This window comes from Hyphomicrobium nitrativorans NL23 (assembly GCF_000503895.1).
Lineage (GTDB): Bacteria > Pseudomonadota > Alphaproteobacteria > Rhizobiales > Hyphomicrobiaceae > Hyphomicrobium_C > Hyphomicrobium_C nitrativorans.
Window position 1 is genome coordinate 1,843,097 of sequence record NC_022997.1, and the last position, 24,315, is coordinate 1,867,411.

The 24,315-nt window shown below is 64.8% G+C and carries 20 protein-coding genes; 9 read left to right on the top strand and 11 right to left on the bottom strand.

Going from position 1 to position 24,315, the window contains the following annotated elements; translation table 11 throughout:
* From W911_RS08550 to W911_RS08560, 3 genes are all read left to right on the top strand, one after another.
* Positions 1-2,244: a TonB-dependent receptor gene (locus tag W911_RS08550; RefSeq protein WP_023787144.1), complete on the top strand. Its 2,244-nt coding sequence runs from the start codon at positions 1-3 to the stop codon at positions 2,242-2,244.
* A 203-nt stretch (positions 2,245-2,447) separates the two neighbouring features.
* Entirely contained in the window at positions 2,448-2,798 is a 351-nt protein-coding gene (locus tag W911_RS08555) for a zinc ribbon domain-containing protein YjdM (protein WP_023787145.1), read from the top strand.
* Between the two features lie 269 nt (positions 2,799-3,067).
* Complete coding sequence (locus W911_RS08560) at positions 3,068-5,125, top strand: DEAD/DEAH box helicase (RefSeq protein ID WP_023787147.1); 2,058 nt, start codon at positions 3,068-3,070, stop codon at positions 5,123-5,125.
* Positions 5,126-5,152: 27 nt separating this feature from the next.
* Here the strand turns inward: W911_RS08560 and W911_RS08565 are convergent, their stop codons facing one another.
* The gene (locus W911_RS08565) at positions 5,153-8,602 is read right to left on the bottom strand and encodes a mechanosensitive ion channel domain-containing protein (RefSeq protein WP_023787148.1); all 3,450 of its coding nucleotides are present in this window, start codon (positions 8,600-8,602) and stop codon (positions 5,153-5,155) included.
* 280 nt (positions 8,603-8,882) lie between these two features.
* Here W911_RS08565 and W911_RS08570 point away from each other — a divergent pair, with 280 nt between their 5' ends.
* The gene (locus W911_RS08570; protein WP_023787149.1) at positions 8,883-9,503 is read left to right on the top strand and encodes a glutathione S-transferase family protein; all 621 of its coding nucleotides are present in this window, start codon (positions 8,883-8,885) and stop codon (positions 9,501-9,503) included.
* A gap of 9 nt (positions 9,504-9,512) precedes the next feature.
* On the opposite strand, the gene W911_RS08575 is transcribed toward W911_RS08570, so the two are convergent.
* Entirely contained in the window at positions 9,513-10,193 is a 681-nt protein-coding gene (locus tag W911_RS08575) for an adenosylcobinamide amidohydrolase (RefSeq protein ID WP_023787150.1), read from the bottom strand.
* A 95-nt stretch (positions 10,194-10,288) separates the two neighbouring features.
* Here W911_RS08575 and cobU point away from each other — a divergent pair, with 95 nt between their 5' ends.
* Positions 10,289-10,816 (top strand): bifunctional adenosylcobinamide kinase/adenosylcobinamide-phosphate guanylyltransferase, encoded by a 528-nt coding sequence (gene cobU / locus W911_RS08580; protein WP_023787151.1) that lies wholly within the window; start codon positions 10,289-10,291, stop codon positions 10,814-10,816.
* On the opposite strand, the gene cbiB is transcribed toward cobU, so the two are convergent.
* The gene (cbiB, locus tag W911_RS08585) at positions 10,809-11,801 is read right to left on the bottom strand and encodes an adenosylcobinamide-phosphate synthase CbiB (RefSeq protein ID WP_023787152.1); all 993 of its coding nucleotides are present in this window, start codon (positions 11,799-11,801) and stop codon (positions 10,809-10,811) included. The two genes, cobU and cbiB, sit on opposite strands and share 8 nt — an antisense overlap.
* 63 nt (positions 11,802-11,864) lie before the next feature.
* On the opposite strand from cbiB, the gene cobD reads away from it, so the two are divergent.
* Positions 11,865-12,896, top strand: a complete 1,032-nt coding sequence (gene cobD, locus W911_RS08590) for a threonine-phosphate decarboxylase CobD (RefSeq protein ID WP_023787153.1) — start codon at positions 11,865-11,867, stop codon at positions 12,894-12,896.
* Here cobD and cobS read toward each other — a convergent pair.
* The 7 genes from cobS to W911_RS08625 form a co-directional block, all read right to left on the bottom strand.
* Positions 12,893-13,633, bottom strand: a complete 741-nt coding sequence (gene cobS / locus W911_RS08595) for an adenosylcobinamide-GDP ribazoletransferase (RefSeq protein WP_023787154.1) — start codon at positions 13,631-13,633, stop codon at positions 12,893-12,895. The genes cobD and cobS overlap by 4 nt on opposite strands.
* Positions 13,630-14,226, bottom strand: coding sequence for a histidine phosphatase family protein (locus W911_RS08600; RefSeq protein ID WP_023787155.1), 597 nt, complete (start codon positions 14,224-14,226; stop codon positions 13,630-13,632). The genes cobS and W911_RS08600 overlap by 4 nt, the downstream gene beginning before the upstream one ends.
* Positions 14,226-15,284 (bottom strand): nicotinate-nucleotide--dimethylbenzimidazole phosphoribosyltransferase, encoded by a 1,059-nt coding sequence (gene cobT, locus W911_RS08605; RefSeq protein WP_023787156.1) that lies wholly within the window; start codon positions 15,282-15,284, stop codon positions 14,226-14,228. The genes W911_RS08600 and cobT overlap by 1 nt, the downstream gene beginning before the upstream one ends.
* Positions 15,285-15,565: 281 nt before the next feature.
* Positions 15,566-16,153 (bottom strand): nucleotidyltransferase family protein, encoded by a 588-nt coding sequence (locus tag W911_RS08610; protein ID WP_023787157.1) that lies wholly within the window; start codon positions 16,151-16,153, stop codon positions 15,566-15,568.
* A gap of 36 nt (positions 16,154-16,189) precedes the next feature.
* Positions 16,190-16,717: a hypothetical protein gene (locus W911_RS08615; protein ID WP_041318114.1), complete on the bottom strand. Its 528-nt coding sequence runs from the start codon at positions 16,715-16,717 to the stop codon at positions 16,190-16,192.
* A 150-nt stretch (positions 16,718-16,867) separates the two neighbouring features.
* On the bottom strand, positions 16,868-17,641 hold the full coding sequence (locus tag W911_RS08620; RefSeq protein WP_041318116.1) for a ferredoxin--NADP reductase: 774 nt from the start codon (positions 17,639-17,641) through the stop codon (positions 16,868-16,870).
* Between the two features lie 227 nt (positions 17,642-17,868).
* Positions 17,869-18,546 (bottom strand): Crp/Fnr family transcriptional regulator, encoded by a 678-nt coding sequence (locus W911_RS08625; RefSeq protein WP_023787160.1) that lies wholly within the window; start codon positions 18,544-18,546, stop codon positions 17,869-17,871.
* A 352-nt stretch (positions 18,547-18,898) separates the two neighbouring features.
* Here W911_RS08625 and W911_RS08630 point away from each other — a divergent pair, with 352 nt between their 5' ends.
* Complete coding sequence (locus tag W911_RS08630; protein WP_023787161.1) at positions 18,899-20,425, top strand: inorganic phosphate transporter; 1,527 nt, start codon at positions 18,899-18,901, stop codon at positions 20,423-20,425.
* Between the two features lie 261 nt (positions 20,426-20,686).
* Entirely contained in the window at positions 20,687-22,948 is a 2,262-nt protein-coding gene (locus W911_RS08635) for a sensor domain-containing protein (protein ID WP_023787162.1), read from the top strand.
* Positions 22,949-23,046: 98 nt separating this feature from the next.
* Here the strand turns inward: W911_RS08635 and W911_RS08640 are convergent, their stop codons facing one another.
* On the bottom strand, positions 23,047-23,484 hold the full coding sequence (locus W911_RS08640; RefSeq protein WP_023787163.1) for a universal stress protein: 438 nt from the start codon (positions 23,482-23,484) through the stop codon (positions 23,047-23,049).
* A 335-nt stretch (positions 23,485-23,819) separates the two neighbouring features.
* On the opposite strand from W911_RS08640, the gene W911_RS08645 reads away from it, so the two are divergent.
* Positions 23,820-24,194, top strand: a complete 375-nt coding sequence (locus W911_RS08645; protein ID WP_023787164.1) for a YbaN family protein — start codon at positions 23,820-23,822, stop codon at positions 24,192-24,194.
* Positions 24,195-24,315 lie beyond the last annotated feature (121 nt).

A 24,315-nucleotide genomic window follows, 5' to 3' on the forward strand; every position in this document is an offset into this window, starting at 1 on the left:
ATGCTTTGCTCGCTTAACAGCGCGCGGACGAAGGCGTACCTGCTTTCGTCGGTTGCCATTCTTTCCGTATCCACGCTTTCGGCTGCGGTCGCACAAGAAGCCTTACCGGAAATCGTCGTCGAACAGCCGAGTGTCGCGCAGGGCGCAGCTTTCGCCGGAAACGATATCGACGGTGAAGGCGAGAGAGGCGGGGCCGTGCTTCCGCCGGTTCCCAGCGTCGCAACGACGGGTCTCGCCGTCCCGCTCTCGACCACGCAGATCGACAGCGCCGAGATCCAGTCTCGTCTTCCCCAGTCGAGCGACACCGCCGAGATGCTTCGATCCGCGCCAGGCGTCAGCATCTTCCAGGCCGGTGGGGTTTCGGGGATGCCCGCCATCAACGGTCTCAACGGCGACCGCGTCAAAGTTCTGCTCAACGGCATGGTGGTTTCGTCCGCGTGCGCCAACCAGATGAACCCGCCGCTCTCGTACGCCGATCCCTCGCAGATCGCTTATGTCGAAGTGCTGTCGGGCGTGACGCCGGTGTCGAAAGGCGGCGACAGCCTCGGCGGGACCGTGATCGTAGAATCGCATCCGCCGCATTTCGCCGACGCTGGAGAGGGCGTGCACACCTCCGGCAGCATCTCCGCGTTCTATCGCAGCAACGGCAACGGGGTCGGAACCGCCGCCACCGCTCATGCGGCGAGCAACAACGTCAGCGTCAATTACTCCGGCGCGTGGACGCGCTCCGATAACTACGAGGACGGGCGCGGCCGCGACGTGCTCTCGTCGGAATACGAGTCGCAGAACCATTCCGTGCAAGTCGCTGTGCGCAACGGCGGCGACCTCTTCATCGTGCAGGGCGGCGTGCAGTACATTCCCTATCAGGGCTATGTGAACCAAGCGATGGACATGGTCGAGAACAAGGGCTGGTTCCTGAACTCGCGTTATGTCGCCGATCTCGGTTGGGGCAAGGTCGATGCGCGCGCGTTCTATCAGAACACCCGCCACGAGATGAACTTCCTCAAGGATAAGCTGCCCGGCGATATGCCCATGCTGACCGAAGGGCAGGACGCAGGATACTCGCTCAAGGCCGAGATCCCGCTGTCGGAGCGGGATTTGCTGCGGATCGGAAACGAGTTCCATCATCAGACGCTCGACGACTGGTGGCCGCCGGTCGCGGGCAGCATGATGATGGGGCCCGACACCTATTGGAACATCAACGACGGGACGCGAAGCCGCCTCGGCACGTTTATCGAATGGGAACGGCAGTGGGATGCGGCGTGGTCGACGCTGCTCGGCGTGCGCAACGACATGGTGTGGACGGATGCAGGTGACGTCGCGCCCTACAGCACGGCGCCCTGCATGATGATGATGGGCATGATGTGCATGATGCCCAATCCGGATGCCGGGGCCGCGACCGCTTTCAATGCCCGGGACAGATCGCGGACCGACACCAACTTCGACATGACGGCGCTGGCGCGCTACGAGCCGTCGGCTTCGGAGGCGTACGAGTTCGGCTATGCCCGTAAGACCCGCTCGCCCAATCTCTACGAGCGTTACACATGGGGCCACGGCTCGATGGCGATGCGCATGATTGGCTGGTTCGGCGATCTCAACGGATACGTCGGCGATCCGGATCTCGACCCCGAGGTTGCGCACACCGTCAGCGTGACGGCAGGCTGGAGCGGCGGCGCGCGCAAGGATTGGGAGCTGAAAGTCACGCCGTACTACACGTTCGTGGAGGATTATATCGGCGTGCGGCTGTTGCGGTCCGCGGGCGACACCCGCTTTCTCCAGTTCGCCAATCACGATGCCGAACTCTACGGCGTGAACGTTTCGGGAAGCCTTCTTCTCGCCGAGTCCGGGGCGTTCGGCCGTTTCGCGCTGACCGGATCGGCGGGCTACGTCCACGGCGAAAACGCGGATACGGGCGTCAGCCTCTATCACATGATGCCGCTCAACGGCACGCTCGCGCTGACCCATCAATGGGGTGGATGGACCAACGCAATCGAAATCTATGGCGTTGCAGGCAAGCGTAACGTCGATACGGTTCGCAACGAGATGAAAACGAGCGGCTATGCGCTGGTTAATCTCAGCACGAGCTACGAATGGGAGCGCTTCCGGCTGGATCTCGGTGTGCGGAACGTTCTCGACACGTACTATGAAGATCCGCTCGGCGGGCACTATTCGCACGCGGTGCCGCGCGACAACGTTCCGGGATTGGGGCGCTCGTTCAATGCCGGTCTGACGATGAAGTTCTAGCGGCGACGTTCTCGTTTCCGTCCGTTCACGGGGGAGCGGCGGCGCTCGGGATTTTCCCGGCGCCGCCTTTTTGTATTCGGCCGTTTTCAGCGGGCGGGGCTTGCCATAGGTGCGGCCGAAGGCCTATTCGATGGCGAACCTCGCCTCCGATCGCATCGTCTGTCAGGAATTTGCGCGATCGCCTTCATACAAGTGAACTCGATATGTCCGACACCATCCACTGCGTGAAATGCCAATCGCCCTATGCCTACGAGGACAGGGGGATCTTTATCTGCCCGGAGTGTGCGCACGAGTGGTCAGGCGCGGAAACGCAGGACGAGGCGGTGATGGAGGAGGCTGTCGTTCGCGATGCCAACGGCACGGTTCTCTCCGATGGCGATACGGTGCTGGTGATCAAGGACCTCAAGATCAAAGGCTCGTCGAGCGTGGTGAAGGTGGGCACGAAAGTGAAGAACATCCGTCTCGTGCACGGGGATCACGACATCGACTGCAAAATTCCTGGTGTTGGCCAAATGGGGCTGAAATCCGAGTTCGTCCGGAAGGTCGCGGAGTAAGGGCGTCGGATACCCGGCCGTTTTAACCAGGTCCCTGTCTCTCGGGCCTGTGTGCGCTTGGCCTGCTCCGGCCCGGTCGGTGGGCTGGCCGGGGTCCGGGCGGGCCTCTTGCCGGGCTTACCAAGAGGGCCTGTGGGCGAAGATGCCTCCTAGCGGCGGGGGAGAAAACCGGCTAGGCATCCCCGATCACGAGATCCCTGGCGACCGGCGCGGGCACCTCCATGTTAGGGGCCGGCACGTCGCCCCCATTGGAAAAGCGCTTCCCGATCATGACCTTTCCGTCCGTTCATCCCGCACTCGGCGGCGCACTCGCCGCGCGCGGATACTCCGCTCCGACGCCTGTGCAACTCGCGGTTCTTGAGAGCGAGGCGGCTGGCCGCGATCTGCTCGTCTCGGCCCAGACGGGGTCGGGAAAGACGGTGGCCTTCGGGCTGGCTATCGCGCCGAAGCTGCTGGGCGAAGCGGAACGGCTGCCTGAGGCGAGCGCGCCGATGGCTCTCGTCATCGCGCCCACGCGCGAGCTTGCTCTGCAAGTGCAACGCGAACTCGCTTGGCTCTACGCCGATACCGGCGCGCGCGTCGTCACCTGCGTCGGCGGCATGGATGCGCGTGCGGAAGCGCGTCAGCTCGGCTATGGCGCCCACATCGTCGTCGGCACGCCCGGGCGTCTGCGCGATCACCTCGAACGGCAGCGGCTCGACCTCAGCAAGCTCGGAGCCGTGGTGCTCGACGAAGCCGACGAGATGCTCGATCTCGGATTTCGTGAAGATCTGGAATTCATTCTCGACGCGACGCCGGAAGGCCGGCAGACGCTGCTTTTCTCGGCGACCATGCCGCGCGCCATCGAGGCGCTGGCGCGGCGCTACCAGCGTGACGCGGTGCGCATCGAAACGTTGCGGCGCAACGAGCAGCACGCGGACATCGAATATCGCGCCATTCGTGTCGCCCCGGGCGATGTCGAGAACGCGGTGGTCAATGTTCTGCGTCTCCACGAGGCGCGTGCGACGATTGTGTTCTGCGCGACGCGCGCGTCGGTGAACCGGCTTCACGGGCGCCTTGTCGAGCGCGGGTTCTCCGCTGTGGCGATCTCCGGCGAGCTGACGCAGAACGAGCGCAGTCATGCGCTGCAGGCGTTGCGCGACGGGCGTGCGCGCGTTCTCGTGGCCACCGACGTTGCGGCGCGCGGTCTCGATCTTCCGGACCTTGCGCTCGTCATTCACGCAGATCTTCCGAACGATGCGGAAACGCTGCTTCATCGCTCGGGCCGCACGGGCCGGGCCGGCAACAAGGGGCTGAGCACGCTCATCGTGCCGTTCAATCGCCGGCGCAAGGCCGATGGGCTGCTCGCGACGGCAAAACTCAAGGTCGTCTGGGAACCGGCTCCGAAGCCCAGCGATATTCGCGCGCGCGATCAGGAGCGCTTTCTGGCCGAGCCGTTTTTTACCGACGCGGCAAGCGAGGAAGAGACGAGCGCGGTGCGGGCTCTTCAAGCGCATCGCACGGCAGAGGAGATCGCGCTCGCGTTGGTCCGCGTCCATTTTGCGCGCCTGCCGGCACCTGAAGATCTCCAGGAAGATCCGGGACCGCCGCGCCGCGACGATCGCGCCCGGCCCCCGCGCGAGCGTTTCGAGCGCCCGGGCTTCGGTGCGCGCGAGAGGGAAGATCGGCATCATGCGGGGGCGCCGCCGTCGTCTCGCGAGGCTCGGGCTCCGCGCGCGCCGCGCGATCCCAATCGTCCGATGGTGTGGTTCCGGGTCGACATCGGCCGCGAGCGCAACGCGGATCCGCGTTGGCTGTTGCCGCTCATTTGCAAGGCCGGGAACGTCACGCGCTCGGAAGTCGGCTCGATCAAGATCTTCGATCGCGACTCGCGCTTCGAGGTCGCGCAGGACGTGGCCGACAGTTTCGAAGATGCGGCGCGGGGGATGAAGCCCAACGAGGGGCGCATCTCCCGGCTCGGAGCATCCGTGCCGGCCGATGCACCGCGCGGGGATCGAGTGGAAAGCCCGCGGCCTCCGCGGAGAGATCGAGATCATAAGGACAGGGACGCTGGCCGGGAACGGGAAACGCGCGCGCGGCCGTCTTCACCTCCGGGTGGGCGCGGAGAGACGTGGCCGAAGAAGGCTTGGCACGATCGGGCGCAAGATCGCGGGCGCGAGCGGACCGAAGGGAAAGCCGGAGAGGCTCGTGATCGGAAGAGCGACGGTCCCAAGCGCCCGTTCAAAGGCGCCAAGCCTTTTGCCGCTGGGGCAAAGCCGAAGGGTGGGCAGAAGCCGGTCTCCAAATATGCCCACAAGAAGAAGCATCGCCCCGCGCCGCAGAACTGAGGCGCGGGCTTTCGCGATCGCTCGCTTTTAAGACACTGCGATTTCCTGTTCGCGCAGTGCGCGCTCGATGGCGACGTGCAGGTCGTTCATCACCGTCGAGCGATGCGCGAGCTGGAGCACGGACGCCCGCACTTCGAATTCGAGCGCGGAGGCCCCGAAGCCGGTGAAGAACACGCCCGGCGCCGGAGTGTCGAGGACATGGGGGGTGGCCTTCACCGCATCGAGGATCGCCATCTGCGCCCTCAGCGTGTCGGTGCCGTAGCGCACGGAGACCTTGAGCTTCACGCTGGTGATGCTGTCGGTCAGCGTCCAGTTGATCACCTTTTCCGTAATCAGAGACTTGTTCGGGATAATGATCTCGCGATTTTCGCCGTCCGTCATGCTGGTGGCGCGGATGTGAATGCGCGAGACGGTGCCGGTGAGATTGCCGATGGTGACCGTGTCGCCCACGCGCACGGGCCGCTCGAAGAGGATGATCAGGCCGGATATGAAGTTGGCGACGATCTCCTGCAGGCCGAAGCCGACACCGACGCCGAGGGCGGCCACGATCCATTGCACCTGGCTCCAGTCGAAGCCCACGCTCCGGAACGCGAACGCGATGCCGACGATTGCGATGACGTAGCGGCTGACGGCGCCGACCGCATAGCGCGTGCCGGCTTCCATGCGCAGCCGGTGAAGGGCGGTGATCTCCAGCAAGCCTGGCAGATTGCGGGCTGCGATGAAGGTGATGACGCCGATGGCGATTGCGATCATTACGTTCGATACGGTGACGGGCATACTGCGCGTCGCACCGTCGACGGTGACCGTCTGCTGCCAGAGCGGGACGTCGAGCAGGGCGAGCGAGGGCAGAGCCTCGCGCCAGAAGACATAGAGTGCCGCGGACAGCAGCAGGAGCGTTGCGAGCCGCACGAGGTTGCGCGTTTGCTCGCTGATGGAGGCGATGTCGATCTCCGGCTCTTCGGGAGCATGGGTGACGGCTTCGCCGACGGCGTCGCTCGCCTCTTGGGCTGCGAGCTGGGCGCGGGCCTTTTCGCGGCGTTCATAGGCGCGCCGGATTTCGAGGCGGCGGCGGGTGACGAGCACCTGACGCATCACCACGCTGTGGCCGATGAAGGCCGCGACGACGATGGCCGCCGTCAGGCCGAGCCCGTTTTGGATTTGAGACGCACCGTCGTAGTACCCGCCGAGCGCGAGGGCTGCAATGGCGAGCGGCGTCAAAACGATCAGTCCGAACCAGAGATACCGGGTGGCCCAAATCGTGCTGCCCGGCAGAAGCCGCTCGGCAAAAATGCCGTGGCGGGGATGCAGGGTTCGCCAAAGGAAGATCGCGAGCGCAATTCCTCCGGCGAGGAAGGCCATGCGTCCGAGCCCGTCCCGCAGATACTGCGCGCTGCTGGCGTGGATCATGCCGAGAATGAGTGTGACGGGGATGAGTGCGAATTTCAGCCACACCACGTTGGTCCACAGAAGGCCGCGCGCACGCTCGGTCCAACCGAAGTGGGTCGAGAAAAGGCCGTGCTCCACGCTCACGAACTGCACGAACCTGAGGAATGTGACGAGGGCTGCAACGGCAAGCAGGCCCGTTCCGACGCCGGAAGTGAATTCCGCGGTTTGAGGCGGCTGGGTCAGCAGCCACCCCGCGTATCCGAAGAGGATGGGTGAGCGGAGTGCGAGAAGAGCGGATATGACGAGGGCTTCCGGCGTGCGCCAGTAGTTGTCCGTCGAATAGCGCCCCACCTTGTCGGCAATTCTCTTGAGGCGCCGGAACAAGCGGCCGGAGAAGGCCAGCAGCGCACCGAACATGGCAAGCACGAGGAGGGAGAGAGCCGGGCGCTCTAATGCGCGTTCCACGAGCGTCAGGCCGGCGGCTTTCCAGGCTTCGATGTCACCGAGCCAGGTGAAGCTCCGCCCCACCTGTGCGAGCCAGCCCGCGCCGATGGGCTCGGCGGTCGGCAGCCAGAGGAGGCGGCTGTTCAGGAGCGAGCTGAGCTGGTTCGTCTGGCTGAGCAAATCGCGTTCGGCGGCATTCATCTCGGCAAGCTGCGCGATCCGCGTGGCGAGCGTATCCTGAAGACTGGTGTAGAGATCGCGGCGCGTGACCACGAGCTTTTCGAGCGCGGGCTGAACGGTTTCGGGGATGCTTTCCCCGTCTTTTGCCGCGTTTGCCAAAAGCCGCTCGGCCATTGCCGCGGGGTTCTGAAGGGCGCGGCGCGCTTCTTCGGCGCGCAGACGCCGCAGGCGCGCATCGACGAGGGTCTGGTCTCGCTCGGCGATGCTTCGCTGCAGGCGCGTGCTGGACGGAAGCTGAGATCGCATCGCGCGCAGAAGCTCGCTGAATTCGCCGCCGATGCTGCCGATCTCCAACACCTGCTGGGCGGAGATTCGGGCGTCGCTGACGCGGGCGAGTTCGGTCTGAGTTTCGACGAGCCTCGTCTTGTTCTCGTTAACGAGGCGCACGGTGTCCGCTTCGCGCGTGCGAATGACATCCGTATCTTTGACGTAAGCGTCGAGCACGCGATGCTGGGCGGAAAGCTGGCGTGCCTCCCGGTCGACCTCGCGCTGGGCCTTGGCCTGCTCGACTTCGCGCAAGGCGGTGACGCGCGCTTCGATAAGCGGGATGCGCTTGTTCAGCTTTTCGAGCTTCGCGGCCATCAGATCGCGCCGCGCGGTGGCGGACGCCTGGCGCATCGGCAGGCTGATGATTTCCTGTTCGAGAAGATTGACGTTGGCGGTGCGTGCGCGCCGTTCGGCGGCGATGGCGACGCGGCGTGCTTCCGCCACGATGGGGTCCGAGTCCACGGCCTGAGGCGCGTCGGGGCTTTCGAGGGTATCGAGGGCCTGTTTCTCGGCGGTCTGCTCCTCGCGTGCGCCGGTTGCGCGTGTGCCCATGTCGCGAAGGCGCGTGTCGAGCTGGGCAAGCTCGCTTCTCAACGTCGCCGCTTCGCCGCTGGCTGCGTCGAGCGCCTGCTGTGCTTCGGTGAGGGCGAGGCTGCGGATGCGGTTCGGGAACTCGGCCTCGTCGGCGCCGTTGGCGAGCGCTTCGAGCTGCTGCTTGGCTTCGGTAATGCGGTCGGCAGCGCGCTGGCTCGAGTCCTGGTAGCGCGCGGCGGTGGCTGCGCTCGCGGCTGCGGCCTCGTTGTGGCCGAGAGCGGCGCGGAGCAGGGTGAGCGCCTCCTCGCGAATGGCGGGGGCGACGTCGGTGCGCGCTTCGAGTTCGCCGATGCGCGACTTCACGCGTTCGATTGCCCGGCCGGGCGCGGGCGGAGGGCCGGCTTCGGCCTCGCTTGCGGCGGGAGGCTGGTCGGGTGCCGCCGCAGGGGGAGCATCGGGTGGCGCGGGCGGCGCGGCTGCGGGCGTTTCGCCGGCCGCCGGTGTGGGGGGAGCGGCCGGTGCATCCTGCGCAACGGCATGGGCTGCGAAAAGCTGGACCGCGAGTGCGACGGCAGCCCACGAGGCGAGGGAGCGAAGACGTGTCATGAATGCGCCAGCTTTTCTGGTTCGAGCTTGTCCATCAACGGGTTGTTCCGCGTTCCTACGAAGGGCCGCCGATGCTGGAGGCTAGATTTTGGTCCATTGGGGCAATTGTGCGGCCGTGAGGTCCGTCGCAGGCTCGCTCCCCGGATCTTTTTCGATCCGCGCGGCGGTGCGGACACCTTAACCGTGGTGGAGGGACAGGCCATCGGTACGAACGAACGGAACTGTCGCGGCGCTGAAGTGTTCCTGACTGACATTTCCCCGCCGATCACGAGGACATTCCATGCCCGTTTTGCTGTACTCCCCTGGCGCCTGTTCGCTTGCGCCGCATATCGTTCTGGAGTGGCTCGGTGAGCCCTACGAGGCGCGCCGGGTCAAGATCGGTTCGCCGGAGCTCTTTCAAGTGAACCCGGCCGGGTCCGTGCCGGTGCTGATCGAGGACGACGGCTGGGTGCTGACGCAAGCGGGCGCGATCGTTCAACATCTCGCGCGCAGCCGTCCGGAGGCGGAACTCGGCGCGCTCGACGACGGGCGCGGTGAGGCGGAACTCGACCGATGGAGCTCGTTTTTTACGGGCGACGTGCATCCGTCGTTCTATCCGGTCTTCATGGCGGATCGATACACCACCGATACGAGCGAACAGGCATTGGAGGCCGTGCGGCAGGCCGGACTCAAGCTCGTGCGCCGGCGTTTCAAGATCCTGAACGATCATCTCGTCGATAAGCCGTTCATTCTCGGTCCGAGGCGGTCCGTGGTGGATGCCTATGCGTTTCCGATGATCCGCTGGGCCTCGGCGAAACTTCCGGAAGGGCTCGATGCCTATCCCAACGTGGTGGCCTTGCACGACCGTATCGCAAACGATGCCGCGGTTCAGAAGGTGCTGGCGGAGGAAGACGCAGCGTGAGCGTTCGCCTCAACGGTTCGCCGCGGATGCCGCAAGCGCGTCGAAGTCTTCTCTCCACGTCTTTATGCCCTCTGCGGTGGCGGTGTAGACCGCTTTGCCGACGGCTTCGCCAAGCGTAGTGTGCAGGCCAGCGAAGGGAGCGCGGTGTTCTCCCCGCGGTGCCGCGATCACGATGCAGTCTGTTCCCGTCCCGGTGACTTCGACTCCGGCGCGTTGGACGTGCGCGTCGATGATGGCGGCCGTTCGAGCCTGTGTCGCGATGGACAGCGTTTCGAGAAACGCGGCCTCCGACAGCGGGCGGGCCACGTGGACGAGCGTGTTGATCGTGCCCGGCAGGCGCACCGGTTCGGCGATGCGCATTCCGACGCGCTCGCCGTTCGAAAGGCCGACCGTCGTCAGGCACGTCGCGATGTCGCTCTCTACAACCGATTGGGCGGTGTGATAGCGCGTGATGTTGCGGGACGTCATAAGCGCGATGGCGTCTTCCAAACCTTCCGCCGCGATCTTCTCTTTGACGAGGGCCACGGGGTCGGTGTTCACGGTCAGATCCGCGTTGCGGACCTCGATCCAGGCGACCTCGCGCGCGATGCTTTTGCCGGGATGCGTGAGCGACCAGCTCAACATCTCGTGCGGCTCAAAGAACGATGCCACCAGAAACGGCGGACGGCAGTCGATTGTGAAGGGGATCATCGCGAAACCGGAAAGCGTGTGGCATCGGGTGCTGTACAAAGCGTATTCTAGGCGGTTCATAGAAGAACGCCACCGATGCGAGATCCCGACGCGCCATGACCTCGTCCCACCATCTGCCCCGTTTGACGCTGGTGCTCGGCGGCGCCCGCTCCGGCAAGAGCCGCTACGCCGAGGAGCTGATTACAGGCGCCGCGCCGCCGTGGGTCTATCTTGCGACGGCGGAGGCGCTGGATGACGAGATGCGCGAGCGGATCGCCCAGCATCGCCATCGGCGCAATGCGCAGTGGCTGACGACCGATGCGCCTCGCGATCTTGCCGGCGCGATTGCCAAAGCCGATGGCGAGGGTCGCCCCATTCTGATCGATTGCTTGACGCTGTGGCTGAGCAACACACTGCTTGCCGGCGCGGATGTCGAGAAGGCGTGCGAGGATTTGGCGGTGGTGCTGGAAAAAGCGCGCGGCCCTGTCGTTGCGGTGTCGAACGAAGTCGGGTTTGGGCTCGTGCCCGAAACGCCGCTGGGGCGACGCTTTCGCGACGCGCAAGGGCGGCTCAATCAGCAGGTCGCGGCGATTGCGGATCGCGTGGTGCTCGTCGCGGCCGGGCTTCCGTTGACGCTCAAGTGAGCGCGCCCGGCATCGTGACGGCGAGGGCGGCGGCGAGAAGCGCGACGGTTGCGGCCTGTATGACGCACGCGAGCCGATAGATGCGCAGCGCGCGGCGGATGTCTGCGGCCGTTGCATCCGCAGGCCCCGTGCCCATCCAGTGGTCGTCGACCGTTTCGCCGCCGTAGCTGCGTGGGCCGGCGAGACGGACGCCGAGGGCGCCAGCCATGGCCGCTTCGGGCCAGCCTGCGTTGGGCGAGCGGTGGCGGGGCGCATCGCGGCGGACGGCGGCCAGCGCGCTTCGTCCGCTCACGCCCGGCAGGAGAGATGCGGCGGCAGCGATCCAGAGCGCGGAGAGGCGGGACGCCGGAAGGTTCACGATGTCGTCGAGACGGGCTGCGGCCCAGCCGAAGGCGAGATGGCGCTCGGATTTGTGGCCGACCATGCTGTCGGCCGTGTTGATCGTTTTATAGAGGGCCGCACCGGGGAGCCCGCCGACGACCATCCAGAAGACCGGCGCGACGATGCCATCCGAAAAATTCTCGGAGAGGCTTTCGATTGAGGCGCGGCTCACGGCGGCGGTGTCGAGGACCGTCGTATCGCGGCCTACGATTTGAGCGACGGCGCGGCGTGCGTCATCGAGCGTTCCGGTTTCCAGCGCGCAGGCGACGGCGCGGACGTGCTCGTCCAGGCTGCGCTGCGCGATGAAGGCGCTCGCAAGAATGCCGAGGATGACAAGGGCAAGCGGTTCGGGAACGAGGCTGCGCGTTACGAGTACGAGGCCGACGCTTACGGCGGTCGTTGCCGCCAGGCAAACGGCGAGGGCTCCGATCCCCGCCAGGCGGCGTCGTGCGAACGTGTGGCTGGGTCTGTTCCAGGCGTCGTCGCACCATGCTATCAGTCGTCCGATCCAACTGACGGGATGGCCGATCGCGCGGAACAGCCAGCGCGGATAGCCGCATACGGCTTCGACGGCGAGACCTGCAAGGGCAAGTGAGGCGTACATGGTTGCTATTCGCTATCGCGGAGGCGTTCGCCGTGGCGGGCGGCTCGAAGGTGTCGTGCTAGCATGAGGCACGGCCGGCCGGAACCCGTCGCGCACGGCGGGGATTTGGACCGGGCGCGTGCGCGGTTTCCCAACGCGCGGCTGCCCTGGATCGATCTTTCGACGGGCATTAACCCCGTGCCTTATCCGTTGCCGGAGCTTGCGCCGGAGCTTTGGACACGCCTGCCGATGCGTTCGGACGAGCGGCGGCTGAAGGAGGCTGCGGCGCGCCGCTATGGTGCCGCATCGCCGGACGCTGTCGTATGCGCGCCGGGGACGCAGGCGCTCATTCAAGTGCTTCCTCGTCTCGTGGCGTCTTCCCGTGTCGCCGTGCTGGGGCCGACCTATGGCGAGCACGCCGCGGCCTGGCGGCAGGCGGGGCATGACGTCATGGACGTGGCAGATGCCGATGCGGCGCGCGGGGCCCACGTCGTGGTCGTCGTCAATCCGAACAATCCCACCGGGCGCATCGTGCCGCCGGATACGCTGCGCGAGGTCGCGGTGCGCCTCGACGCAGCCGGCGGATTGCTCGTCGTGGACGAAGCGTTCGCGGACGTCGCGCCTCAGAGCGCGAGTGTCGTGCCGGATCTGCCGCCATCGACGGTCGTGCTGCGCTCGCTCGGCAAGATGTACGGGCTCGCGGGCGTGCGTCTCGGCTTTGCGATTGCGCAGGGTGACATGGCCCAGCGTATCCGTGAGGCGATGGGGCCGTGGGCTGTTTCCGGACCGGCTCTTGCTATCGGCGCGGCCGCGCTTGCGGACGATGCCTGGCTCAATGCGTCGCGTGCAGCGCTCGATCTCGCGGCGAAGCGGCTCGATGGTTCACTCGAAGCCAACGGCTTGACCGTTCTTGGGGGAACGTCGCTGTTTCGGCTCGCCTCGCATCCCGAGGCTGCGCGCGTCGCGGAGGCGCTGGGTCGCGCGGGACTTCTGGTGCGGGAGTTTTCGTATGCGCCGACGTGGCTGCGCTTCGGATTGCCGGGGTCCGAGGCTGAGTGGAAGCGCCTCGAACGGGCGCTGGAGGCTGCGTGTTACGCAGAGCGCACGCCGTTCTAACGCGCGAGCGCAATGGCGATGACAACAAGCAGCAACAGGAGCGTTTCGGTGATCTCGACACTTGCGCCGAGGCAATCGCCCGTGATGCCGCCAAGACGCGCTTTCCAGTAGACGGCGACGAGCGGCACGATGAGCAATGCGCCGAGGAGCGCCGGCGCCGCCCACGCGCTCACGGCCGCGAGAACGAGGCCTTCAGCGGCCACGACGGGCTTGCTGATCTGCCATGAGAAGCGTTCACCCGATCCTTTGGCGAGCGGCGGCACGGCAAGGCTCCAGACTTGCGTGCCCCACCTTGCCCAGGCCGGGATCAGCAGCAGCGCGGCGAGCGCCCAGGCGTTCGACGCAGGCACCTCGGCGAGGAGGACGAGCTTCGCGATAAGCTGCAACGCCATCGTGATCACGCCGAACGCGCCGACGTGGGGATCGCGCAGGACCTCCAGGAAGCGGTTGGGATCGCGGTGCGCGGCGCCGAGACCGTCGGCGACGTCGCCCAGTCCATCGAGATGGAGTGCGCCCGTGATGCCGACCCAGATCACGAGCCCTACGAGCGCACCGACCCACGGAGAAACATGGCCGCCTGACCACACGCCGAATGCGACGAACGCGCCGACGATCAGTCCGATCAAAGGAAACCAGACGGCCGAGCGCGAAAGATCTTTCGGATCGAATTCGGCGAGCGCCGGCGCGGGCAGGCGGGTCAGAAACTGGAGCGCGTGGACGAAGGTGCGGAAGGTCATGGCTGCGCCACCTCGACGATTTCGCCCCAGATCTTCGCTCCGGCTCCGCGTCCGATTTCAAGCGTGATGCGCGTTGCGTAGTCGACGCGGAAGGCCCACGTCGAGGCAAAGGGCAAACCGCAGGCGAGCGAAAGAGTGGCGCGGATGGGGCCGCCGTGCGCGACAACGAGCGTACTCTCTGCTGGGTCGGCGTCGAGCAGCCGGTTCAGTGCGCGCAGCGTGCGGGCTTCGAGCATGCGCCAGCTTTCTCCGCCCGGAGGGGCCGGAGCTTCGGCGTCACGGTAGAAAGCGTCGAGATGGGCCGCGACGACAGGATCGGCTCGCAATTCCTCAATGGGCTTTCCGTCCCAATCGCCGAAGTCGAGCTCGCGCCAGTCGCTGTCAATCCTGAGCGGAAGGCCACGATCGCGGGCAAGGCGCTCGGCGAACGCGTGCGAGCGGCGAAGCGGGGTCGCCACGATGGCGGACCAGATGCGGCCCTCGGTTTGCCGGATGAGATCCGCGGCCGATGCGTCCGTCGCGGCTGCATCTGTGCGTCCCAGCAGCACGCCCGGCATGTTCGTTCGCCCGTGGCGGATGAGATCGAGGCGCATTAGAGGGACTCTGAGACATGCGCTTCCGCGAAGGTGGCCATCTCGCCGTGCAACGCACAGGCGAGCCGCACGACGGAGAGGGCCACGGCTGCACCCGATCCTTCGCCGAGGCGCATTTTGAGATCGAGAAGAGGCTCGGCGTCGAGCGCTTCGAGGATGAGGCGGTGGCCCTGCTCCGAGGAGCGGTGCGAATAGATGAGCCAGTCGGCGCACGACGGATTGAGGCGTGTCGCTGCGAGCGCCGCTGCCGTGACGATGAAGCCGTCCACGAGAACGGGAATTCGGGATTGCGCGGCGGCGACGATGGCGCCTGCGAGCGCCGCGATTTCCAGGCCGCCGACTTTCATCAGCACATCCGCCGCCGGAACGTCCGGCGCCTTGAGCCCATGCAGATCGAGTGCGGCGTCGATGACGCGGGCTTTGTGGCGGATGCCGTCGCTGTCGAGGCCCGTTCCCGCGCCGACGAGATCGTTCGCCGCTTTTCCGAGCAGGGCCGCGGCGACCGCTGCGGCGGATGTGGTGTTTCCGATCCCCATCTCGCCGAAGATCAGAAGATGGGCGCCACGATCCACGGTGCGCGCTACGGCGCGGCGGCCGGTATCGAACGCGAATGCGGTCTCGTCCGGTGTCATTGCCGGGGTGGTTGCGAAGTCGCGTGTGCCATGGCAGGGCTTGTCGGTTACGACGCCTGCGACCTCCGACGTTGCGAGTGTGCCTGCGTCGACAACCTCCAAGCGGGCGTCCAGCTTGCGCGCGAGGACCGAGATCGCCGCGCCGCCGCTTGCGAAGTTGCGCAGCATCTCGACCGTGACCGCAGAGGGAAAGGCAGAGATACCTTGAGCCGTCACGCCATGGTCGCCTGCAAAAAGGACGATCTGGACGTTATCGGCGCATGGGCGCTCCGTCTCCTGAAGGGCCGCGAGCTGGATCGCAATCCGTTCGAGCGCACCGAGGGAGCCGGGCGGCTTGGTGAGGGTATTCTGACGGGCTTCGGCAGCGTTTCGGTGCGTCTCCGAGGGGCGCGGACAGGCGGTGCCGAGCCATGCGGTATCGGTCATTTCGGATTGCGGCGGTGGAGGGTGTGTTTCATCGGAAATCATGGGCGATGTTTAGCCCTTGATCCGCGACGTTGACAATCGTGCTCTGAGTTCAGGGTTGACCTCGGTTAAGGCCTCGCTCCGGCTGTGCGATCCGTGTGGTCTGCTTTCAGAAGATGAAGCCTGGGAGGGGTTCTCCTTTCTAGAGCGTTTTCCGATCCGACGGAATCGGATCGGACGCTCTATCATCTTTGATGAGACCATGATCGCTTCGGACTGATAGGGTCCGAAGCGATCACGACCTAGGGTTTGGGGAGATCGGCTGGCGTGTCGATGTCGGAGAAAACCGCCTCGTCCGCGACGGGGACAAGAAGCGCTTCCGACCAATGGCGTTTGAGAAGGGCCTTGCCGCCTTCCGGGCCGTCGAGCCTTGCGAGGTCGTCGAAGTAGCGCCGCGGCCAGAGGACGGGGTTACGCTGGTTGCCGTCTTCGGTCGTCGGTACGACGATGCGGCGGCCCTCGGCGTCCGCGTAACGCCCGGCGAGCGCTTGGAGCAGCGTAACAGTCAGATACGGCATGTCGCCGGGAACGACGAAGGCGGCGGGCGTATCCGGCCGCAACGCACGGATGCCGCGGGCGATGGAGCGGCCCATGCCGGAAGACCAGTCCTCGTTATGGACAAAGCGGAAGGAGAGACCGTCGAGTGCCGCTTCCACGGTCTCTCTATCGTGCCCTGTCACCACGACGACATCGCCGACGCTGCTCTCCGCCAGGATGCGAGCGACGCGGCGAACAAGAGGCTCGCCGTCGAGATCGGCGACGAGCTTGTTGTCGTCGCCGAAGCGGCGGGACGCACCGGCCGCGAGGAGAACTGCGCCGATGCGATCCATAAGTTTTCTCTCAAATGGCTGCCGCTGAGAAGCGCTTCATGCGCCGCGCGCGTCGCGGCGGGCCTGCGCCGCCTTCGTGCGTTGCGAGACGCTGCCGATCTGATCCGGCGGCACTTTCGTCCGGCGGCGCCGATTGTTGATCGGGTTCATGCCTTCATCCGGCGTCTTGTCGGATGAGGGATGATGCACGAACTTGTTGGCGCGCTTGAGGGCAAGGGCGCGATGAGCGGCGTCGATATTCGCTTCGCGGGCTTCCAGCTTGTTGAGACGATCCAGCTCCTTGTTCACGCGCTTGATCGCGGCGGCGAAGATCTGTTTGCGCCGCTGCGGCTGGTCGGCCGTGCCTGGAAAGCTCCCGCCGCGGGCTTCAGCCTTGCCGCGCTTTTCGCGGCGCTTCTGACGGGCAAGGGTGCGCTCCTTGTCGCGCAGATCGCGCAAGCGCACGCGCGCTGCGTGCAGGCCCTTGCCGTCGAGACCGTAAATGTCCGGGTGGTGCGTGGCCAGCACCGCCTGATATTCCTCGTGGTTCAGAACGCTCCGTTCGGATTTCAGGGATGTGGACATCGGTTCCTCCATTCGGCTTTTTTCACGACGACGCTATCGCCCTCGTCTCCGAGGCGCAAACGCCCTGACTTTACATGTGTGTAAGGTCCGTGACGGAGTCGTTAACGGAGAGGCGTGCGGTCCTGTTCCGTGCGATGGGCGTGGAAGCCTTCAGCGCTGTACGAAGGCTTTCTCGATGACGAAGTCGGCGGGGCTGCCGCTGCTGCCTTCCTCGAACCCGCGTGCGCCGAGGAGCGCCGAGACGTCGGTGATGAGGCCGGGGTTGCCGCAGATCATCACGCGGTCCGTTTCGAGGTCGAGCGGGGCAAGGCCGAGATCGGCGAAGAGCTTTCCGCTCGCCACGAGATCGGACACGCGGCCCGTGTTGCGGAACGCCTCGCGGGTGACGGTCGGATAATAGTGGAGCTTGCCTGTTGCGAGTTCGCCCAGAAGCTCATGGTTTTCGATCGCGCCGACAACGCTGTTCGCGAAGGCAAGTTCGTCGACGGTACGGCAGCCGACAGCCATTACGATGGTGTCATAGCGCTCATAGGTTTCGGGGTCGCGGAGCAGGCTTGAGAACGGGGCGAAGCCGGTGCCGGTCGCGAGAAGCAGGAGGCGGCGCCCCGGCCGGAGGTAGCCGTTGACGAGCGTGCCGGTGGGCTTGGGGCCGATCAGGATCTCGTCGCCCGGCCGAATGTGCTGGAGGCGCGAGGTCAGCGGACCGTCGGCGACCTTGATCGAGAAGAATTCGAGATTGTCGTCGTAGATGGCGCTCGCCATGCTGTAGGCGCGCAGGAGCGGGCGGCCGTCGACCTCCAGGCCGATCATGGTGAACTGGCCGCTTTCGAAACGGAAGGCCGGCGAGCGGGTGGTTTTGAAGCTGAAAAGCGTGCCGGTGTAATGCGTGACATCGAGGATGGTCTCGACGAGCAGATTGCCGATCTTCTTGCGCGGAGCTGCGCTGGGCTGATCGAGAACGGACATGCTGGCTCCCCTGCGTTAACTGGGCTCTGGCGGGCTTTCATGCATGGATTGGCACCGGGGGCAAGGACATACCCGGGCCTGGCGTCTCTCGCTTGACGGGGATCAAAGGATTTGGGGACGGCCGCGAAAATCGCGCGGGCGAAATGCCCGCGCGGCCAGCTTATCGATTTCGAGCGAGCCGGATCTCAGGCTGCGTCGGCTAAGCGGTGCAAGATCGGCATGTCGACGATTTCGAGGCCGCGGGGCGTGTCCCGTACGGCGCCCTGAATTTTCAGGTTCAAAAGCGCGGCGCTCAGGTTCTCGATGCTCATATCGAGCCGCTCGGCGACGAAGCCGGCAGTGAGGTCGTCGGAAATCAAAGTGCCGTTTCGCCCTTCGCTCACATTGAGCCCCGAAAGCGCGAGCAGGAGATTTGCAACGCGTGCGGTTGGCGTAATGGAAGCTTGGCGAACGGTCTGCTCGCGCAGATAATCGAATTCCCGTTCCACTGCGGCGGTCATCCGAAACGAAAGCCGGTCGTCGTGATCGAGCGCATCCTTCAACTCGTCTTCGGATACCACGCTCACAACGGTGTCGACCATGGCCTGGCCCGTCGTTGAATGAATGTCGAGATGGCCGAGGCCGATAATGTCGCCGGGGAACGCGAATTCGATCACTTCGTGGCGGCCGTCCGCCCAAAGGACGTAATGGCAGATGGCGCCGCGCTCGACGCGGTAAAGCGTCCGTTCGTCGCCCGCCTGGAAGAGGATTGCACCCGTCGCGACGCTTTGGAGGACGTTGCCGGAATGAAGCGCGCCGGGGTTGAGCTTCTCAAACCCGCCCCGCACATCCATGAACTCTTCCGACCGGCACATGGTCGCCATCGCACGCTACTCCTTACTCTACCGGCATGTATAAACCGGCCCTGCCTTAATCAAGTCATATTTGGCTTCACCGGACGCAGGTAAGCCTATCGATTGAAACGTAAAACTTCGTTCACGTCCGTCTGTTCCCGTCGTAACAACTCATTTACGTTTGCTGCGACGTTTTCGATCAGTCCGGCGCGAGGCGGCAATCGGGCTTCTTTTTTCCTTTGTGAAATGAGCCTTTGGAGGGCGGCCTGCGCAGCGCCGGGCGCTCTCCGTGCCGGGTTTATGACAGGCTAATCGTTTGATTTGTCTTTCCAGACGGCCTCCCGTAAGACCGCTTCTAACAAAGTGACGGGCGGGGGACGGGATGGCGGAGCAGGGCCGTGCGCGGGGAGCCATCCGGCCGCGCCGCGTAAGGAAGCTGACGCTCGATAAAGATCTCGGAAAGATCGAGCAGGTCGGGCAGGTCACCCGCTCGCTGACGCTGCGCTTCCTGGGGCCGGGGATCGCGCTCATTTTTCTGGTCTTCGCGGGGAGTTTTGCGACGTACCATATCGGCTCGGCGCCCAGCGGGCTGCTGATCGTCGCCGCGGCCGTCATTGCGGCCTATCTGGCGCTCACCATCGGCGCGAACGACGTGGCCAACAATGTCGGGCCTGCGGTCGGCGCGCGTGCGCTCACCATGACGGGTGCGCTGCTCATCGCGGCCGTGTTCGAAAGTGCCGGGGCCCTGATCGCCGGTGGCGAGGTGGTCGAGACCATTTCGAAGGGGCTCGTCGATCCCGCGTCGGTGCCCGATAGCGGCGTGTTCATCTGGATCATGATGTCGGCGCTGTTGGCGGCGGCGGTTTGGGTGCATTTGGCGACGGTGCTCAACGCCCCGGTTTCCACCACCCACGCCATCGTCGGAGGGGTGCTGGGTTCGGCTTTGGCGGCGATGGGGATGGAGCCGATCAACTGGCCGGTGCTAGGGGCCATCGCGGCAAGCTGGGTGATCTCCCCCGTGCTAGGCGGTGTGATCGCGGCTCTGCTGCTCGCCTTCATCAAAGTCATGATCATCTACCGGGAGGATAAGATCGCTGCGGCCCGGCGCTGGGTGCCCGTTCTCACGGCCGTCATGGCAGGGGTGTTCGGCGGATACCTGGTGGTGAAGGGCTTCGGGCGCATCTGGAAGCCAAGCCCCGCCGCAGTTGCGGCGCTCTCTGTTGCGGTGTTCGCAGTGGTCTATGCAGTCGTAAAGCCGCTGATCCGCCGCCAGTCGGAGGGCATGGAAAACCGAAACCAGTCGCTACGGCGGCTGTTTCATCTGCCACTCATCTGCTCGGCGGCGCTGCTTTCCTTCGGTCATGGCGCCAACGACGTCGCCAATGCGGTGGGGCCACTGGCCGCGATCCTTCATGCTGCCGACCAGGGCCCGATCGGTTCGGATGTGGCGATCCCCCTCTGGGCCATGATGATCGGTGCCGTCGGGATCAGCCTTGGCCTTTTGCTGTTCGGCCCGCGCCTGATCCGTCTCGTCGGTGAACAGATTACCAAGATGAACCCTATGCGGGCATTCTGCGTGGCGCTTTCAGCGGCGATCACGGTGATCGTGGCGTCCTGGTTCGGTATGCCCGTGAGTTCCACCCATATAGCCGTGGGCGCGATCTTCGGGGTCGGCTTCTTCCGCGAATACTGGACCGTGCACAGCCGGCGCCGCCGCCACTTCGTTCGAGCGCACGGGGTCCCCCATGACCCTAACAAGCTCGCTCCGGTGGATCAGGAGGAGTTTCGGCGTCGAAAGCTTGTCCGCCGATCCCATCTCATGGCGATCGCCGCAGCCTGGGTCATCACGGTTCCCGCGGCTGCAACGCTCTCTGCACTGACGTTTTTGGCGATCCAGTTCGCGCGCTGATTCATCCCGGCGGTTTCAAGTTCCCTCTGCAATTCGCGCAGATTTTCGCCGTTGAACGGCTTTGCGTCTCCCGTCAACGCATTTTTGCGCGACTAAAGCGCCCGAAATGTCGGCTGAGTGCATATTTTTTAAGTATCCGACCGTACGTTTTTGTGGGTTAGGGAAGAAATTCGTCAGAATCATACTCGGCATCGTTTCTGAACTATGTGTACTCAAACGCGAAGCGGTTCGTGGCCGCAAATAGATCTGCTTATCGCGCGTGTGCGGGGATGGATTGTTCCTGGGCTGATCGTCGTGCTGGCGGCGCTTGCAGTCTTCAACTTCGCTGTTTTGATCGCTGCCGATTTCCACCCTTCTGTCTTCGCCATTTCCTTGGTCTGTATGCTCACCGTTTTCGTCGCGGCGGTTTCGGTTGCGTTTGCCAGGGACGAGACGTCGCGCGCCGACGACTTCGAGCGCGAGGTGAGTTCCTACCGGCATATGCTCGACGAGCATTTTCTTGTGTCGAAGATCGACGCGTCAGGCCGCTTTTGCGAAGCCAATCAGAATCTGCTGAACCGCACCGGCTATTCGAGCGACGAGTTCGCTCGCCGGGTGGTCGACGGTGCCGGGTCCGGGCTTTGCAATCTTGAGCAACTTTCGGACATGTGGGCGACCGTGCGGCTCGGGAAAACATGGTCGGGCGAATATTGCGATCAGGGTAAGGACGGACAGCCGCTTTGGGTCAAGGCCATCTTCGTGCCCTGGCGCAATGCTCGCGGCGAACTCGAATGCCTGAGCACGATCGGTGTCGACGTGACCGAGCAGCGGAGTGCGGAGCAGGAGCTCAAACGCGCGCATGCGCGTCTTGAGGCTTTTATCAAGCATGTGCCGGCTGCGGTGGCGATGTTCGACACCGAGATGCGCTATGTCGCGCATACGGACCACTGGCTGCACGACTATGGGCTCAAAGAAAAGTCGCTCGTCGGGCGCAGTCACTACGACGTGTTTCCCGAGATTCCGCAGTGCTGGAAGGACAAGCATAGCCGGATTCTCGCGGGCGCTACGGAGAGCTGTGAGGAGGAACGCTTCCAACGGGCGGACGGATCGGAGAACATCCTGCGCTGGGAAGTGCGCCCGTGGTATCTGCCCGATCAGACCGTGGGCGGGCTTATCATGCTCACGGAGGAAATCACCGAACGCAAGAAGATGCAGGACGACCTGTGGAAGCTCGTGAAGCTCGACAGCCTGACCGGCCTGCCGAACCGTCTGCTGTTCGGCGAAACGTTGCGGGATGCGATCGGAACCGCCGATGCGAATGGCGACCTCTTGGCCGTCACGCTGATCGATATCGACAACTTCAAGGAGATCAACGACACGCTGGGCCATGAGGCAGGCGACGAACTCTTGAAGATCGTTGCGCGCCGCCTCGAAGATATGCTCGGCAGCACCGCCAATATCGCTCGCCTCGGGGGCGATGAATTTGCCGTGCTCATCGGCGGGCATCGTGAGGTCGACGAGATCGAAGTGACGTTGGCGCGGGTCAAACGGTTTCTGTCCGAGCCCGTAAAGATTGCGGGCGCGATGCGGTTCTGCTCGACCAGCTTCGGTGTGACGGTCTATCCGCGCGACGCGGTGGAGCCGGGCGATCTGCTCAAGAATGCGGATCTGGCGCTCTATCGTGCGAAGAGCGTGGGGCGCGGACACATCGGCCAGTTTACGCCCGATCTGCGTGCTGCGATCAATCGCCGGGTCGAAATGCAGGAAGATGCGCTCGAAGCATTGCAGCGCGGAGAATTCGTCCTCTTCTTCCAGCCCATCATCCCTGCCGATCCGTCGGATCCGCCTTCATTCGAAGCCCTTCTCAGGTGGCAGCATCCTGTGCATGGCCTGCTCACGCCGGGCTTCTTCGAAGAGGTTTTGGAAGAGCCGCGCGTGGCGGCTGCCATCGGCGTGCGCGTCATCGATCTCGCATTGGAGCAGGTTGCGGCCTGGCAGGCGGAAGGGGTCGCGTTCGGCCGTGTGGCCGTGAACGTGACGTCGGCGGACTTCGCGTTCCGCTGCTTCGCGTCTCATCTCAAGAGCCGTCTCGACCATTACAACGTTGCGCCGGAGCGGATCTGTATCGAGGTGACGGAGCACGTCTTCCTCGGAAGCGGGACGCAACACGTCAGCGACGCACTACAGCGGCTTGCCGAACTTGGCGTCGAAATCGCGCTCGACGATTTCGGCACGGGTTACGCTTCGCTTTCGCATATCAAGGCGTATCCGATAGGCCGTCTCAAGATCGACCGATCGTTCGTCACCGACATGGAAGAGAACAAGGACAGCCTGTCCATCGTGCAGGCCATCGTCCAGCTTGCGCGCAGCCTGGGCCTTTCCACGACCGCCGAGGGCGTGGAGAAGGACGAGCAGGCGATCCTGCTCCGGAGCATGGGATGCGCGAGCCTGCAGGGCTTTCATTTCTCGCGGCCGAAGCCCGCGGCAGAGCTCGGTCCTTTCCTCAAAAAGATCACCGAGCACGGGGCGGCGACCGCCGCTTAGAGTGTGCCCGTGTTCGATCGAAAAGGATCACGCTCCGGGGCTCTTCGGTGAGCCCGACTATCACGCTTCAGGCTGGTAGGGTCCGAAGCGATCATGGTCTAGCGGCAGATCAGGACCGGCGTGGTGCTGTGCGTGAGCACCTTGTTCGCTTGGCTGCCGAGCAGGAAGCGCATGAGGCCGCGCCTGCCGTGCGAGGACATGACGATCAGATCGCATCCGAGCTTGTCGGCAGTTTCGATGATGCCTTCGGCCGGGAACTGGTCTTTCACGTGGAGCGTGTTGCACTCGACGCCGAGCGCCTTGGCCTCCGTCTCCACCGCGGACAGGATGCGGGCCGCGTTCGCCACGACGCTCTCTTCGTAGTCCTTGATCGGAAACGCCATCGCGACCTCGCCGGGCGCCACGGCAACCCACGGCTCCGACACGTTGATCGCCGTTACTTTCGTGCCGAGGGCCTTGGCGATGGCAAGTCCTTGGGCGACGGCCTTCTGGGCCAGCTCCGAACCGTCGGTGGCGATCAGAATGTGTTTGTACATCTTTTCTGGCTCCAGGGCTGTCGATTGAGGGCGTCGGGTTGAGGCGGCCGATTGTACGCCGCACGGACCTTTATAGAGACGCGTTTCTTTGCCGGAAGTTGACGAAGATCAACGTTCGATCGGCGCATGCGGCTTTGGCTTCGGGTCGAGACCGATGGCGCCTCGCCGATCCGGCTCGGTCCGGCGCTGCGCCTGCCGAACCGGGAAATGGTAGCGGCTCGACGCCGCGCTCTCAATCGTGGCGGCGGGCTGGCCTTCGGTTTATGGGTTGGCGGTTCGCTATGCCGACCCCAGATGTCGGGTTAGGGCCGACGCGGCCGGGAGTTGAGGTTTTCGTGCAGAAACTCGCCTACATGACGATTGGAAGCGTTGCGACGCTGTTGGCGTTTCTCGGCGCTCTGCTGCCGGGATTGCCGACGACGCCGTTCCTCCTGGTCGCGCTTTGGGCGTTTGCCCGCTCCAGCGAGCGTCTGCTCGGTCTGCTTGAGCGTACGCCTTTGCTCAGCACCGCGCTCGCCGAGGCGCGCCGGTTCGAGGAGCGACGCACCATCCGGCGTGAGATCAAGCTGTTTGCGCTGGCCTGCGCGTGGGGCTCTGTGCTGGTGACGGCGCTGGCTGTCGGCCTTTCGCGGCCTGTCCTGCTGGGGGTGGTCGCCACCGCGGCCGTGGGCGGGACGATTGCGATGTGGTGGTTTCCGACGGAGCGGTGAGGTTGCCGGTGCGCTGAGGGGTGGTTTGATTTTCCCTCGGCGCGCTGAGGCAAGACCCATTGTAGGCGGCGCAGCAATCGGGTAAACACGCCGCGCGGGGGCGGTCCGAAGGGGCCCGCCG